Here is a 14403-nt window from a genome sequence, read left to right on the forward strand (position 1 = left end):
CGAATTTTATTTTTCTACCGCAAGTAACGCGTGGGGACCCAAGCAGTGACCGATAAAACCTCTCTTAGCTACAAAGATGCCGGTGTTGATATTGACGCGGGTAATGCTCTGGTTGGAAGAATCAAAGGCGTAGTGAAGAAAACGCGTCGTCCGGAAGTGATGGGCGGTCTGGGCGGCTTCGGTGCGCTGTGTGCATTGCCGCAAAAATATCGTGAACCCGTGCTGGTTTCCGGCACTGACGGCGTAGGTACCAAGCTGCGTCTGGCGATGGACTTAAAACGTCACGACACCATTGGTATCGATCTGGTCGCCATGTGTGTTAACGATCTGGTAGTACAAGGCGCAGAACCCCTCTTTTTCCTCGACTATTACGCAACCGGAAAACTGGATGTTGATACCGCTTCAGCGGTGATCAGCGGCATCGCTGAAGGTTGTCTGCAATCGGGCTGTTCGCTTGTGGGTGGCGAAACGGCAGAAATGCCGGGGATGTATCATGGTGAAGATTACGATGTCGCCGGATTCTGCGTTGGCGTGGTAGAAAAATCAGAAATCATCGACGGCTCTAAAGTCAGCGATGGCGATGTGCTGATTGCACTCGGCTCCAGCGGTCCGCACTCGAACGGCTATTCGCTGGTGCGCAAAATTCTTGAAGTCAGCGGTTGTGATCCGTTAACCACCGAACTTGATGGTAAGCCATTAGCCGATCATCTGCTGGCACCAACCCGCATTTACGTGAAGTCCGTGCTGGAGTTGATTGAAAAGGTCGATGTGCATGCTATTGCGCACCTGACCGGCGGCGGCTTCTGGGAAAACATTCCGCGCGTATTGCCAGATAATACCCAGGCAGTGATTGATGAATCTTCCTGGCAGTGGCCGGAAGTGTTCAACTGGCTGCAAACGGCAGGTAACGTTGAGCGCCATGAAATGTATCGCACCTTCAACTGCGGCGTCGGGATGATTATTGCCCTGCCTGCTCCGGAAGTGGACAAAGCCCTCGCCCTGCTCAATGCCAACGGTGAAAACGCGTGGAAAATCGGTATCATCAAAGCCTCTGATTCCGAACAACGCGTGGTTATCGAATAATGAATATTGTGGTGCTTATTTCCGGCAACGGAAGTAATTTGCAGGCAATTATTGACGCCTGCAAAACCAATAAAATTAAAGGCACCGTACGGGCAGTTTTCAGCAATAAGGCCGACGCGTTCGGCCTTGAACGCGCCCGCCAGGCGGGTATTGCAACGCATACGCTCATCGCCGGCGCGTTTGACAGTCGTGAAGCCTATGACCGGGAGTTGATTCATGAAATCGACATGTACGCACCCGATGTGGTCGTGCTGGCTGGTTTTATGCGCATTCTCAGCCCGGCGTTTGTCTCCCACTATGCCGGGCGTTTGCTGAACATTCACCCTTCTCTGCTGCCGAAATATCCCGGATTACACACCCATCGTCAGGCGCTGGAAAATGGCGATGAAGAGCACGGTACATCGGTGCATTTCGTCACCGATGAACTGGACGGTGGCCCGGTTATTTTACAGGCGAAAGTCCCGGTATTTGCTGGTGATACGGAGGATGACATCACCGCCCGCGTGCAAACCCAGGAACACGCTATTTATCCACTGGTGATTAGCTGGTTTGCCGATGGTCGTCTGAAAATGCACGAAAACGCCGCGTGGCTGGATGGTCAACGTCTGCCGCCGCAGGGCTACGCTGCCGACGAGTAATGCCCCCGTAGTTAAAGCGCCAGCTCTGCCGCTGGCGTTTTTCAATTCACCTGTAAATCGCAAGCTCCAGCAGTTTTTTTCCCCCTTTTCTGGCATAGTTGGACATCTGCCAATATTGCTCGCCATAATATCCAGGCAGTGTCCCGTGAATAAAACGGAGTAAAAGTGGTAATGGGTCAGGAAAAGCTATACATCGAAAAAGAGCTCAGTTGGTTATCGTTCAATGAACGCGTGCTTCAGGAAGCGGCGGACAAATCTAACCCGCTGATTGAAAGGATGCGTTTCCTGGGGATCTATTCCAATAACCTTGATGAGTTCTATAAAGTCCGCTTCGCTGAACTGAAGCGACGCATCATTATTAGCGAAGAACAAGGTTCCAACTCTCATTCCCGCCATTTACTGGGCAAAATTCAGTCCCGGGTACTGAAAGCCGATCAGGAATTCGACGGCCTCTACAACGAGCTGTTGCTGGAGATGGCGCGCAACCAGATCTTCCTGATTAATGAACGCCAGCTCTCCGTCAATCAACAAAACTGGCTGCGTCATTATTTTAAGCAGTATCTGCGTCAGCACATTACGCCGATTTTAATCAATCCTGACACTGACTTAGTGCAGTTCCTGAAAGATGATTACACCTATCTGGCGGTGGAAATTATCCGTGGCGATACCATCCGTTACGCGCTGCTGGAGATCCCATCAGATAAAGTGCCGCGATTTGTGAATTTACCACCAGAAGCGCCGCGTCGACGCAAGCCGATGATTCTTCTGGATAACATTCTGCGTTACTGCCTTGATGATATTTTCAAAGGCTTCTTTGATTATGACGCGCTGAATGCCTATTCAATGAAGATGACCCGCGATGCCGAATACGATTTAGTGCATGAGATGGAAGCCAGCCTGATGGAGTTGATGTCTTCCAGTCTCAAGCAGCGTTTAACTGCTGAGCCGGTGCGTTTTGTTTATCAGCGCGATATGCCCAATGCGCTGGTTGAAGTGTTACGCGAAAAACTGACTATTTCCCGCTACGACTCCATCGTCCCCGGCGGTCGTTATCATAATTTTAAAGACTTTATTAATTTCCCCAACGTCGGCAAAGCCAATCTGGTGAACAAACCATTGCCGCGTTTACGCCATATTTGGTTCGATAAAGCCCAGTTCCGCAACGGTTTTGATGCCATTCGCGAACGTGATGTGCTGCTCTATTATCCTTATCACACTTTTGAGCATGTGCTGGAACTGCTGCGTCAGGCTTCGTTCGATCCGAGCGTACTGGCGATTAAGATTAACATTTACCGCGTGGCGAAAGATTCACGCATCATCGACTCGATGATCCACGCCGCGCACAACGGTAAAAAGGTGACCGTGGTGGTTGAGCTACAGGCGCGTTTTGACGAAGAAGCCAATATTCACTGGGCGAAGCGCCTGACCGAAGCAGGCGTGCACGTTATCTTCTCTGCGCCGGGGCTCAAAATTCACGCCAAGCTGTTCCTGATTTCACGTAAAGAAAACGGTGAAGTGGTGCGTTACGCGCACATCGGGACCGGGAACTTTAACGAAAAAACCGCGCGGCTTTATACTGACTATTCGTTGCTGACCGCTGATGCGCGCATCACCAACGAAGTACGGCGGGTGTTCAACTTTATTGAAAACCCATACCGTCCGGTGACATTTGATTATTTAATGGTGTCGCCGCAAAACTCCCGCCGCCTGTTGTATGAAATGGTGGACCGCGAAATCGCCAACGCGCAGCAGGGGCTGCCCAGCGGTATCACCCTGAAGCTAAATAACCTTGTCGATAAAGGTCTGGTCGACCGTCTGTATGCGGCTTCCAGCTCCGGCGTGCCGGTGAATCTGCTGGTTCGTGGAATGTGTTCGCTGATCCCTAATCTGGAAGGCATTAGTGATAACATCCGTGCTATCAGTATTGTTGACCGTTACCTTGAACATGACCGGGTTTATATTTTTGAAAATGGCGGCGATAAAAAGGTTTATCTTTCTTCCGCCGACTGGATGACGCGCAATATTGATTATCGTATTGAAGTAGCGACGCCACTACTCGATCCACGCCTGAAGCAGCGAGTACTGGACATCATCGACATTTTATTCAGCGATACGGTCAAAGCGCGTTATATCGATAAAGAACTTAGTAATCGCTACGTTCCCCGCGGTAACCGCCGCAAAGTGCGGGCGCAGTTGGCGATTTACGATTACATCAAATCCCTCGAACAACCTGAATAACCCTATGCCAATACACGACAAATCCCCTCGTCCGCAGGAGTTTGCTGCGGTCGATCTTGGTTCAAACAGTTTCCACATGGTTATTGCCCGTGTGGTGGATGGCGCTATGCAGATTATTGGTCGCCTGAAACAGCGGGTCCATCTGGCAGACGGTCTGGGGCCAGATAATATGTTGAGTGAAGAGGCAATCACACGCGGATTGAACTGCCTATCGTTGTTTGCTGAACGCCTGCAGGGATTTTCGCCTGCCAGCGTTTGTATTGTTGGCACCCATACGCTGCGTCAGGCGTTGAATGCTACTGACTTTTTGAAACGCGCGGAAAAGGTCATTCCCTACCCGATTGAAATTATTTCCGGTAATGAAGAAGCCCGTCTGATTTTCATGGGCGTGGAACATACCCAGCCGGAAAAAGGTCGCAAACTGGTTATTGATATTGGCGGCGGATCTACGGAACTGGTGATTGGTGAAAATTTCGAACCGATTCTCGTTGAAAGCCGCCGGATGGGTTGTGTCAGCTTTGCCCAACTCTATTTCCCGGGCGGGGTCATCAATAAAGAGAATTTTCAGCGCGCTCGCATGGCAGCAGCACAAAAACTGGAAACTTTAACCTGGCAATTCCGTATTCAGGGCTGGAACGTGGCAATGGGCGCTTCCGGTACCATAAAAGCCGCCCATGAAGTGTTAATGGAAATGGGCGAGAAAGACGGGATAATTACCCCGGAACGTCTGGAAAAACTGGTAAAAGAAGTTTTACGTCACCGTAATTTCGCATCGCTGAGTTTACCGGGTCTTTCCGAAGAACGGAAAACAGTCTTCGTTCCTGGACTGGCGATTTTATGCGGTGTGTTTGATGCTTTAGCCATCCGTGAACTGCGCCTTTCTGACGGGGCGTTACGCGAAGGCGTATTGTATGAAATGGAAGGACGTTTCCGTCATCAGGATGTGCGTAGTCGCACCGCCAGTAGTCTCGCTAACCAGTATCACATCGACAGTGAACAGGCCCGACGGGTGCTGGATACCACTATGCAAATGTACGAACAGTGGCGGGAGCAGCAACCGAAGCTGGCGCATCCGCAACTGGAAGCGCTACTGCGATGGGCCGCCATGCTGCATGAGGTCGGGTTGAATATCAACCACAGCGGTTTGCATCGCCACTCCGCTTATATTCTGCAAAACAGCGACTTGCCGGGTTTTAATCAGGAACAGCAGTTGATGATGGCGACGCTGGTGCGCTATCACCGTAAAGCGATTAAGCTCGACGATCTGCCGCGCTTTACCTTGTTTAAGAAGAAACAGTTCCTGCCACTGATTCAGCTATTGCGCCTTGGCGTCTTGCTCAACAATCAACGTCAGGCAACCACCACACCGCCAACATTAACGCTGATTACCGATGACAGTCACTGGACATTGCGTTTTCCGCATGACTGGTTTAGTCAGAATGCACTGGTACTGCTTGATCTGGAAAAGGAGCAAGAATACTGGGAAGGCGTGGCTGGCTGGCGATTGAAAATTGAAGAAGAAAGTACACCAGAAATCGCCGCTTAATGCTTTGCGGGCCGACAAGAAATGTCGGCCCTCGCTGTTCAGGCACTTTCGCGAATGGGTTCGATTTCATTCAGCGTATCAATTAACGGTTGCGGCTTACCAATAAGATAACCCTGCATATAATCTATCCCTAAAGAAAGCACCGCCTCGCGGATCTCTTCGTTTTCAACGTACTCTGCCACTACCAGCATTTTCTTCATTCGCGCCAGGTGACAAATCGACGCCACTATCTGGTAATCCAGACTATTTGACACAATATTGCGGATAAAACTGCCGTCAATTTTAAGGAGATCGGCATTCACATTTTTAAGCCGCGCATAGCTGGCGTAGCCGGTGCCGAAATCATCAATCGCAATCTGGCAGCCTAATTCCTGAAGATGCTGCAAGGTGATTTGCGCCTGCTTAACATTGGTCAGAGCATTACTTTCGGTGACTTCAAAAATAAGTTGCCACGCTTCAATTTGATATTTAGCCAGCAGTTGACTGACTTCAACGGGAAAACGAGCCTGACATACCGAGGTTGGCGACAGATTAATCGCAAAACGGTGAGCGGGCATCTTCGCTCTGTTTTCAGCCATAAATTGCAGCGTATGCTCAATGACCCACATGTCGATACTCGACGATAAACCAAATTCGTGCGCGACCGGCAAGAAGCTGTCGGGGCTGATCAGTTCATCATTATCACCTTTCATGCGCAGAAGGATCTCATGGTAGACATCACCACGCATACCGTTAATCGGCTGGGCCATCAGGAAAAAATGGTTGTGTTCCAGCGCCTGCTGTAGCCGATTCATCATCGCGACTTTATCTTTCAATTCGCGTTGCAAATACATTGCCCCGCGACGCTGCATATTTTCCGGGGCGTTGGTCACGATGGAAAGTTCGGCGACCGTATTTAGCTCTCCCAGCAGTAAGTAGATATGATTCACTGGCGAGCGCACATAGCAGTAACTGACGCCAATCTGCGGTTGCATCGGCATTCCATCCCAAAAGAAACGAAATTGCTTGAGATGGCTATCCAGTGCGGTAATGCGCTCCTGGTGCGCTTCTGTATTCAGTCGCAGCGCGAGATCGTTACCCGAAAGCTGATAAACATCTTCACCCGGTTCCAGCAATGGTGACAGCCAGTGAGAAAGTTTTTGCTTGTATTGAATCCGTAGCATGATGCCATAGTTCTTAACCAGCATTTCCATGCCGGGGATGCGTAAATAACAAAGCGCAGACCAGGGGGCATCACGCAACGCGCGATTCAGGGCGCGAACATTTGGCAAATGAACCACCGGGTCCACATACGCAAGCCGCTGAATGCGTCTGACTACCGCTCGCTGACGGGTTGCCAGTACAGCCATATAATTGACAATAAAAGAGAATACCAGATAACTGGAGGAGGTTATGGTCAGCTGCGTGGTATAGCCAGGATAAATGGGAATGTAATTTTGATAGCTGTGGATGCTGATCATCAGCACGACCGCCCAGAGCAGCGAAATCAGCTTATAACCATAGCGCATCGCTCCCCACATCATCAGGGGCAGCAATAATGACAAGGTATAATTGGTGCTAAAAATTGTGCTTTTTTCATTTAACGGCATGCACAACAGCAGCAACAACGCACCTAATGCCAGTAGCCAGAGCGCGAACTCTTTTTTGGTAACTTTGGCATCAACCTGCTGTTTTAATTGCGAATAATAGCTACGTAAATAAAACGGATTTCGCACCACCCGAATGATGAAATAGCACAGCGGGACACCAATCAGATTACCTACCAGCAAGGCCTGATAATTGATTAAGGTCCCGAGGTTAAAGGGCATGACGCCGACCAGATTTTCTCTGCTCGCCAGTAATCCAACAAACGCAGCAAATTGGAAAAGTATTAGAAACAGCGTTGCAGGAAATACAATCTGCCAGAATATACGCTGGGCAATTAAACGGGTATCACCATGTGAAACGTTGTTACGCCGGGGAGTAAAGACCCTGTAACCGCCCCAACAGAGAATGATAATGATAATAAAATTAGCTGTTAATGAGAGCGTTTCGTAAATACCCAGCTCTGCATATTTGCGAACAAAAATCCCTAAAGCGATACCTGGCAATGCCGCCCAGCTGAAAAACATCATCATGCTGATCATCAGTGCCAAAGGCAGGTAAAAGAGAAAAACCTCACCGGAAGAAATATGCGCGAAAGTATTAATATGGGCGAAAACGGGCAAGATGAAAGAAGGCAGGAACAGCGGAAGCCCCCACCATTTATCACGTATTTTTATATAAGTTGCATTCAGTTTCATAGATGCTCAGCAGAATCCCCCACATCCTGAAGGAGGTGTATTCAGACAGGCATCCCACCTGACTTCGAATGATGATTATTCATCACTATAGAGAGCATTGATTCTAAGTGTCATATGAAAGTTCCAATTGATATATATCAAACAAAATAACCCTGATTAATGAATTATTACGTTTATCATGTTAATTCATCATTATTACATCATCACTGTAAATAATTAAATTAACTTCCATAACATTAAAATATGTATCCACTGACGCTTTTTTACATAATGAAGAATTGACCATTTTGTCCTGGTGTGCCTTAATGTAAGTACCGTCCACGATGTGGGACATACTTCAAGGAACCTTTTGTGAGTCAGGCAACCAGTATGCGAAAACGACACCGATTTAACAGTCGCATGACCCGTATCGTACTGCTCATCAGCTTTATCTTCTTCTTTGGCCGCTTTATCTACTCGTCCGTCGGTGCCTGGCAGCACCATCAGAGCAAAAAAGAAGCTCAACAATCCACACTCTCCGTCGAATCACCGGTACAACGTTAGCGGTTACCTTCTCCACCTTCACTGAACATAACGGCACCTCGCTGTCGGATGCAGTTGCTCTTTGAGATTATCAAAGCGGCAGATATTCTTTCATCTTAAATTTTACGTCTTTGTCCTGACTGATGTTTATCCTGTTTGGCTGCGAAATAAATATAAAATTAATACATATGTTTTAATGATGTATTTTTATAAATTATTTTCCACATGAATTTTAATAAATTTAATCTATTCCTTTATACGCAATACATTTACTTTCCTCTTTTGATGATCTTAAATGTCTTATTTTTCGTAATGTGTATAACAAGGAATAGTGATGAAATTTAAAAAATGTCTTCTGCCTGTGGCAATGTTAGCGTCATTCACTCTGGCAGGATGCCAGTCAAATGCTGATGATCATGCCGCCGATGTTTATCAAACCGATCAACTGAATACCAAACAAGAAACTAAAACCGTTAATATTATTTCCATTCTTCCCGCAAAAGTTGCCGTAGACAACTCCCAAAATAAACGAAACGCACAAGCCTTCGGCGCGCTTATTGGTGCAGTCGCTGGCGGTGTTATCGGCCACAACGTGGGGTCTGGCAGCAATTCCGGAACGACGGCAGGTGCAGTTGGCGGCGGAGCTGTTGGCGCGGCAGCAGGTTCTATGGTGAATGATAAAACCTTAGTGGAAGGTGTTTCTCTAACGTATAAGGAAGGCACCAAAGTGTATACCTCCACCCAGGTGGGTAAAGAGTGCCAGTTTACGACAGGTTTAGCCGTTGTTATTACCACGACGTATAACGAAACGCGTATTCAGCCAAATACCAAATGTCCTGAAAAGAGCTAATAATCAGGAGGAGTCATGAAGAAAGTTTTTCTTTGCGCCATCTTAGCCTCCTTAAGCTATCCGGCTATCGCCTCATCATTGCAGGATCAACTCTCTGCTGTCGCAGAAGCGGAACAGCAAGGTAAAAACGAAGAGCAAAGGCAGCATGACGAATGGGTCGCGGAGCGCAACAGGGAAATCCAGCAAGAGAAGCAACGTCGCGCAAACGCCCAGGCCGCGGCTAATAAAAGAGCGGCAACGGCAGCGGCGAATAAGAAAGCTCGTCAGGATAAACTGGACGCCGAAGCCACTGCGGACAAGAAACGCGATCAAAGTTATGAAGATGAGCTACGCAGCTTAGAGATTCAGAAACAAAAACTGGCGCTGGCGAAAGAAGAAGCCCGCGTTAAGCGAGAAAACGAATTTATCGATCAGGAACTGAAGCACAAAGCTGCGCAAACCGATGTGGTGCAATCTGAAGCTGACGCAAACAGGAATATGACTGAAGGCGGTCGCGATCTGATGAAAAGCGTGGGCAAAGCAGAAGAAAACAAATCGGACAGCTGGTTTAACTAAGCGATGTCAGTAACTTCAATCCTATGATTCGTGAGTATAAAAAACCCTCTGTAGTAACAGAGGGTTTTGCTAATTCATAGTGCAGGGATCAAATCATTCCCACTCGATTATCTACAGTCGACTTAATCACTTGATTTTACTAATCTAAATCGAGACCCACAACCCAATTTACCGTCAGTTTTACCGTCCACAGAAGAAAGTAACCCAATGGCAACTAGTTATCATTACCGGGCATATTAACATGCTGGCCAGTGGAAGAATGGGAAGTAAATAGCTGGCAAACATAACGGCTACTTTTTAACCTATCTATATATACCAAAGTCCGTGGGGACTTCGGAAAAAGGTAACCTTAGTAACCTGCAACGAAAAATCAAAATAACTTAATGAATAAAAAGGATTTTTCAAAAACAGAGAAAGGTAATCTTTTGGTAACCAAAGCGTAATCAGGTTACCTTTTATAATAGTGATGTCTTCTAATTTGTAACATCATGATTTATATGAAAATATAAAACAGGTTACCTTTTGGGTTACCTCAGATTACCTTTTAGGGGTAACCAAATTTCTCTTTTATAAACAATAGAATAAGCATTATTTTTACTGCTAATTACTGAGGTTACCTTTTCCCGACAGGCGATCCAAAAATACCGAAAGGATCGTGGCATTGCCCTCCCGATCGTCTCTGGCGCATACACAGGGCGTATAAATCCGCATGATTCTGCTGCAACTGCAACCCGACCACGCCCTCCCGTTATGGCCCGCTCCGACGCTTACGCACCAGTGCAAAAAAAGCGATCTATTTACTGCGCAGGCGTGGCGGGGTCACAACCGCGCGCTGGCGGTGCTGACCGGGGATTCTGGCGGTGAGAAGGCGTAAAAAAGCCCGCAGGAAGCGGGCTGAATGGCGCATGGTGGCTCTGATAGTGAGCTGGTCGTTGGTGGGGTTACTCTGAATCGTCGTCGGCAAGGCGGTACTTTTTGAAGCGAATAACCTCCAGCCCCAGCCAGTCGTTCAGCTCCTTGAACCGTTCCTGTAGCGGCTCGATCTCATTGCAGTTGAATACCTTCGCCGCTTTGATGGCATCACCAAAGCCACCGGCGTTACTCGGTACCACGCCCATGAGCGCAGGTGGTACCCGGTGCGCAGCTAACTGGTCGTCACGGCTGACACTCTTGATATCGGAGAAGTTATCTTTCGCCGCCACCTCGCCAATCGGGATAACCTTTACGCTGTCTGGCTTGCCGTTCGGCAGATACATCAGCAGATTGCGGAAGTTGCCGGGGCCACGGCTGTTCGCTAGCGCTTCCTGTAACGCCCCAATATCCGCCTCGTTGTGGGCCGGGTCGCTCAGGTAGAGGATGAAACCGGCATGACTGCCGTTCTTGTAGTAACGACGGCGAAACAGCGTGGCGGAGTTATCCAGCCATGCCGCGTTCAGCGCAGAGAGGTATTCCGACAGGCCGTAGATTTCCTGATTGATATCCGGCTCCAGCAGGTGGCCGATACTGCCCGACGCAAACTCATGATCCACTTTACCGGGCTGAACAAAGAAATAGCTGTCCAGCGCCTTGCCGCGCCGGACATACTTCGCCAGCGCAGGCACCAGCGTTAACGGCTGGCCCAGCCGGTTATCCTGCCGCTCCAGATAGGCATTGCCGAATACCAGATAGTCCAGCGCAAGGCGGCTGAACGCCTGCCGGGTCAACAACGGATGAGGTATGAAGGTACCAACCAGCACGTTGCGCTTCACGCAGATCGGGCTGGTATGATGCGCCGAAGCGCGGAACGACAGCGCCAGCGAATTAAAATCCACCGGCGGCGCATACCATTTGCCAAAGTCCACGCACTCCAGATAGTTCAGTATTTCCCGCCTGTCCAGCAGGGCTTCAGGTTCACCGAAGGTGAAAGCCATTGAGTTATTCATCCGTACACCTTAATTAAGCCCCGCCCGCTGTTCGCGCCGCCGGAGCTTTCCAGTGGTTCATTGATAATGGCGTGCATACACGCCCATGCCAGATCCGCGTGGGAGACTTCTTCCGAACGGCTGGCCTCGAAGGTCACCTGACGCCCGGACGGAGTCAGGGTTTTGCGAATTGCCATAAACGCCTGCGCCAGATCCGTCCATCCGGCGTCAAACTCCAGTCGGCGTTTACGGACAACGTCCAGCGTTTTCAGCACCAGACGCTGTTTCACTTCTGGGGAATAAGAGAATGCCTGCACTGCCGGGAAGAACTGTTTCACCAGTTGATGCACGCCGTGGCCGATGCCGGTCACGTCAATACCGATGTAAGTCACGTTATAGCGCTCGGTAATTTTGCGGATATTTTCCGCCTGCGCCGCGAAGTCCATCCCGTGCCACTGGTGCTTTTCAATTACCCGAAACTTGCCGCCCTCAATGACCGGCGGCGCGACCATCACGCACCCGGCGCTGTCACCGCTTAATGCGGGATCGTACCCCACCCACACCGAGCGTTCGCCGAGCGGACGCAGGGCAAACGGCTTGTAGTCGTCCCAGACTTCCCAGCTATCGACCATGCAACCCTGCAACATGCTTAGTGGGAATACCGATGCGGTATCGTCGATAAACTGGCACATAAACAGGTTGGCGAACTCTTCCGGCGAGTTCTCCAGCCTGAGTTGCTCAAGGTCGAACAGGTCATAACCCTGATTGATGGCATCCTCAACGGTGACGATTTGCCGCCACTGGCCGTCTTCACACAGACGCCCCGCCGCCAGCGCCCGATGGCTGATATCCAGTCGAATCTGTTCGCTCTTCGGCCTGCCCTTGTTGAACAGTTGCCCTGTCCAGAACTTATAGGCTTCGTGGGTAATGCTGGACGGTGTGGAAAAGTAGGTCTGCCGCCAGCGTTTCTGGCTGGCCATCCCCGCCGCGTTACGGCGCAGTTCCAAAAAGCGGTGTATCCAGAAGTATTCATCCAGATACAGGTTGCCATGATAGGTCTGGGCGGTGCGGGCATTGGTGCCGAGAAAATACATCCGGCTATCATTATGCGGCAAGTGAATGACTTCGCCCTTCAGCTCAACATCCGCCTCACGAGCAAAATCGACAATGTACTGGCGGAACTGGTGCGCCTGCGCTTTGGAGGCCGAGAGAAAGATCTGGTTGCGCCCGCTCTCCACCGCATCCATAAATCCTTCCCGCCCGAAGAACATCGTCGCCCCAATCTGGCGCGACTTGTTGATATCGCGGATACGGTGTTCCAGCCCGGCGCGGTACCAGTGTTTCTGGTGCGGATACAGTCCGTCCAGAAATAACTGTTTCAGCTTCTCCGCCTGCTCCTCGCTGATATGGTTGGTTTCCGGCTGTCTGCGCGGCCCGGCGTTACGCTTCGCAAGAGCAGGGTTCAGGTCGACCTCATTGCCCCCCTGCTGATAGCGTTCAACCCTTGCCCCGCGCTCCATCTGCCGCCAGAGCAGGTCGATCTCCTTAAAATCCTTTCCCTCCTTATTTTCCTTCACCGTGAGCTGGATCAGCCGCGCTTCGGTCACCGCCGTCACCCGCTCCAGCGGGGCGGATTCGTCCCAGCCATCGCGCCGCTTCCAGCTATGCAGCGTGGTAACTTTCACCCCCAATAGTTCAGCGATCCGCGCAATGCGAAAACCCTGCCAGTACAGATAGCGGGCTTTACGGCGTGGATCTTCGTCCTGAAGGGCAAGCAGATGTTTTTCGATGTCTGGCGGCATAACGTCCTCTCGTTTCTGCCGTCAGCGTAAACAAGCCGCTGTCTGCGCGTAGCAATGCCGCTTGTAACCCGGATGATTACAAGCGAAGCCCGTTGCCTGATAGCGGAGGACTACCCGACCATTCGCTTATTTAGCCAACGCCGGGACTGAACGTTATGGACAAAAAGCCAAAGAAAAAACTGCTCTCTAAATGGGTGCGTATCGCCGTAGAAGGCGCAACCTGCGACAAGCGCACGATTGAACGCCAGTGGATCGAGCAAATGGCCGATACATACAGCCCAAAAGTGTACGGCGCGCGCATTAATCTGGAGCACCTGAAAGGCATCCTGCCGGACGGCCCGTTCCAGCGCTACGGCGACGTGGCGATGGTGAAGAAAGAAGAGATCGCCGAAGACGGTCCCCTGAAAGGCAAACTGGCGCTGCTGGCGCGTCTGGCCCCAACGGATTCGCTGGTCGAAATGAACCGCAAAGGGCAGAAGGTTTATACCTCGGTGGAAGTCAATCCGAAATTTGCCGACACGGGCAAAGCCTATCTGGTCGGGCTGGCGGTCACCGACGATCCGGCCAGCCTCGGCACCGAAATGCTCTCCTTCTGCGCCAGCGCGCAAAGCAACCCGCTGGCGGCGCGTAAACGCTCGCCGGAGAACATTTTCAGCGTGGCAGAAGAGATTGAACTGGAGTTTGAAGAAGTGGAGGAAAGCAGCGGCGAATCTCTGTTTACCCGCATCAAGGCGCTGTTAAGTAAAAAGCAGAACCACGACGACCAGCAACGGGACGACGTGCATCTGGCGGTGGAGGAAGTAGCGACGTTCTGTAGCGAACAGGTCGACCAAATTCGCGCTGAGCTGTCTGAGCTGCAAACGCAGCATCAGCAGCTACAGACCGATTATTCCACGCTGAAAACTCAGCTTGCAAAACAACCGGCCACACCGCCGCGCCAGCCTGCCACCGGTGGCAACACCGACCTGAAAAGCGACTGTTAAGGA

At 50.3% G+C, this 14403-nt stretch carries 12 protein-coding genes; 8 read left to right on the top strand and 4 right to left on the bottom strand.

Annotation, left to right across the window (positions count from 1 at the left end; genetic code table 11):
• Nucleotides 1–45: 45 nt before the first annotated feature.
• The 4 genes from purM to ppx all read left to right on the top strand — a co-directional run bounded on the left by purM (nt 46) and on the right by ppx (nt 5505).
• On the top strand, nt 46–1083 hold the full coding sequence (gene purM / locus QUE34_RS15070) for a phosphoribosylformylglycinamidine cyclo-ligase (RefSeq protein WP_032303535.1): 1038 nt from the start codon (nt 46–48) through the stop codon (nt 1081–1083).
• Nucleotides 1083–1721: a phosphoribosylglycinamide formyltransferase gene (purN, locus tag QUE34_RS15075; RefSeq protein WP_032303536.1), complete on the top strand. Its 639-nt coding sequence runs from the start codon at nt 1083–1085 to the stop codon at nt 1719–1721. Before purM ends, purN begins: the two co-directional genes overlap by 1 nt.
• A 171-nt stretch (nt 1722–1892) precedes the next feature.
• A complete protein-coding gene (ppk1, locus tag QUE34_RS15080; protein WP_000529576.1) occupies nt 1893–3959 on the top strand; it encodes a polyphosphate kinase 1 in 2067 nt (688 codons plus the stop codon).
• Nucleotides 3960–3963: 4 nt separating this feature from the next.
• Nucleotides 3964–5505, top strand: coding sequence for an exopolyphosphatase (gene ppx / locus QUE34_RS15085; protein ID WP_001121344.1), 1542 nt, complete (start codon nt 3964–3966; stop codon nt 5503–5505).
• 38 nt (nt 5506–5543) lie between these two features.
• Here the strand turns inward: ppx and pdeF are convergent, their stop codons facing one another.
• Together pdeF and QUE34_RS15095 are read right to left on the bottom strand one after the other, a co-directional pair.
• Nucleotides 5544–7787, bottom strand: coding sequence for a cyclic-guanylate-specific phosphodiesterase PdeF (gene pdeF, locus QUE34_RS15090; RefSeq protein WP_032303537.1), 2244 nt, complete (start codon nt 7785–7787; stop codon nt 5544–5546).
• 181 nt (nt 7788–7968) lie between these two features.
• Complete coding sequence (locus QUE34_RS15095) at nt 7969–8121, bottom strand: hypothetical protein (RefSeq protein WP_032303538.1); 153 nt, start codon at nt 8119–8121, stop codon at nt 7969–7971.
• A 17-nt stretch (nt 8122–8138) separates the two neighbouring features.
• Between QUE34_RS15095 and QUE34_RS15100 the strand changes: the two genes are divergently transcribed.
• The 3 genes from QUE34_RS15100 (at nt 8139) to QUE34_RS15110 (ending at nt 9714) form a co-directional block, all read left to right on the top strand.
• Complete coding sequence (locus QUE34_RS15100) at nt 8139–8330, top strand: YfgG family protein (RefSeq protein WP_000076001.1); 192 nt, start codon at nt 8139–8141, stop codon at nt 8328–8330.
• A gap of 310 nt (nt 8331–8640) precedes the next feature.
• Nucleotides 8641–9159, top strand: a complete 519-nt coding sequence (locus QUE34_RS15105) for an outer membrane lipoprotein (RefSeq protein WP_001295476.1) — start codon at nt 8641–8643, stop codon at nt 9157–9159.
• A gap of 15 nt (nt 9160–9174) precedes the next feature.
• Entirely contained in the window at nt 9175–9714 is a 540-nt protein-coding gene (locus QUE34_RS15110) for a DUF5384 family protein (RefSeq protein ID WP_000755178.1), read from the top strand.
• A gap of 941 nt (nt 9715–10655) precedes the next feature.
• Here the strand turns inward: QUE34_RS15110 and QUE34_RS15115 are convergent.
• Both QUE34_RS15115 and QUE34_RS15120 read right to left on the bottom strand, forming a co-directional pair.
• Complete coding sequence (locus tag QUE34_RS15115; protein WP_103253401.1) at nt 10656–11636, bottom strand: phage portal protein; 981 nt, start codon at nt 11634–11636, stop codon at nt 10656–10658.
• Nucleotides 11633–13417, bottom strand: a complete 1785-nt coding sequence (locus QUE34_RS15120; RefSeq protein WP_103253400.1) for a terminase ATPase subunit family protein — start codon at nt 13415–13417, stop codon at nt 11633–11635. The genes QUE34_RS15115 and QUE34_RS15120 overlap by 4 nt, the downstream gene beginning before the upstream one ends.
• Nucleotides 13418–13572: 155 nt before the next feature.
• On the opposite strand from QUE34_RS15120, the gene QUE34_RS15125 reads away from it, so the two are divergent.
• Complete coding sequence (locus QUE34_RS15125) at nt 13573–14400, top strand: GPO family capsid scaffolding protein (protein ID WP_286338847.1); 828 nt, start codon at nt 13573–13575, stop codon at nt 14398–14400.
• The last annotated feature ends 3 nt before the right edge of the window (nt 14401–14403 follow it).

It is taken from the genome of Escherichia sp. KS167_9B (assembly GCF_030295215.1).
In the GTDB taxonomy this organism is placed as follows: Bacteria; Pseudomonadota; Gammaproteobacteria; order Enterobacterales; family Enterobacteriaceae; genus Escherichia; species Escherichia coli_F.

What these genes read in the sequence shown, in the direction of transcription:
- purN (WP_032303536.1), top strand. Translation starts at nt 1,083, where the DNA reads ATGAATATTGTGGTGCTTATTTCCGGCAACGGAAGTAATTTGCAGGCA.
- ppk1 (WP_000529576.1), top strand. Translation starts at nt 1,893, where the DNA reads ATGGGTCAGGAAAAGCTATACATCGAAAAAGAGCTCAGTTGGTTATCG.
- ppx (WP_001121344.1), top strand. Translation starts at nt 3,964, where the DNA reads ATGCCAATACACGACAAATCCCCTCGTCCGCAGGAGTTTGCTGCGGTC.
- pdeF (WP_032303537.1), bottom strand. Translation starts at nt 7,787, where the DNA reads ATGAAACTGAATGCAACTTATATAAAAATACGTGATAAATGGTGGGGG.
- QUE34_RS15095 (WP_032303538.1), bottom strand. Translation starts at nt 8,121, where the DNA reads ATGTCCCACATCGTGGACGGTACTTACATTAAGGCACACCAGGACAAA.
- QUE34_RS15110 (WP_000755178.1), top strand. Translation starts at nt 9,175, where the DNA reads ATGAAGAAAGTTTTTCTTTGCGCCATCTTAGCCTCCTTAAGCTATCCG.
- QUE34_RS15115 (WP_103253401.1), bottom strand. Translation starts at nt 11,636, where the DNA reads ATGAATAACTCAATGGCTTTCACCTTCGGTGAACCTGAAGCCCTGCTG.
- QUE34_RS15120 (WP_103253400.1), bottom strand. Translation starts at nt 13,417, where the DNA reads ATGCCGCCAGACATCGAAAAACATCTGCTTGCCCTTCAGGACGAAGAT.
- QUE34_RS15125 (WP_286338847.1), top strand. Translation starts at nt 13,573, where the DNA reads ATGGACAAAAAGCCAAAGAAAAAACTGCTCTCTAAATGGGTGCGTATC.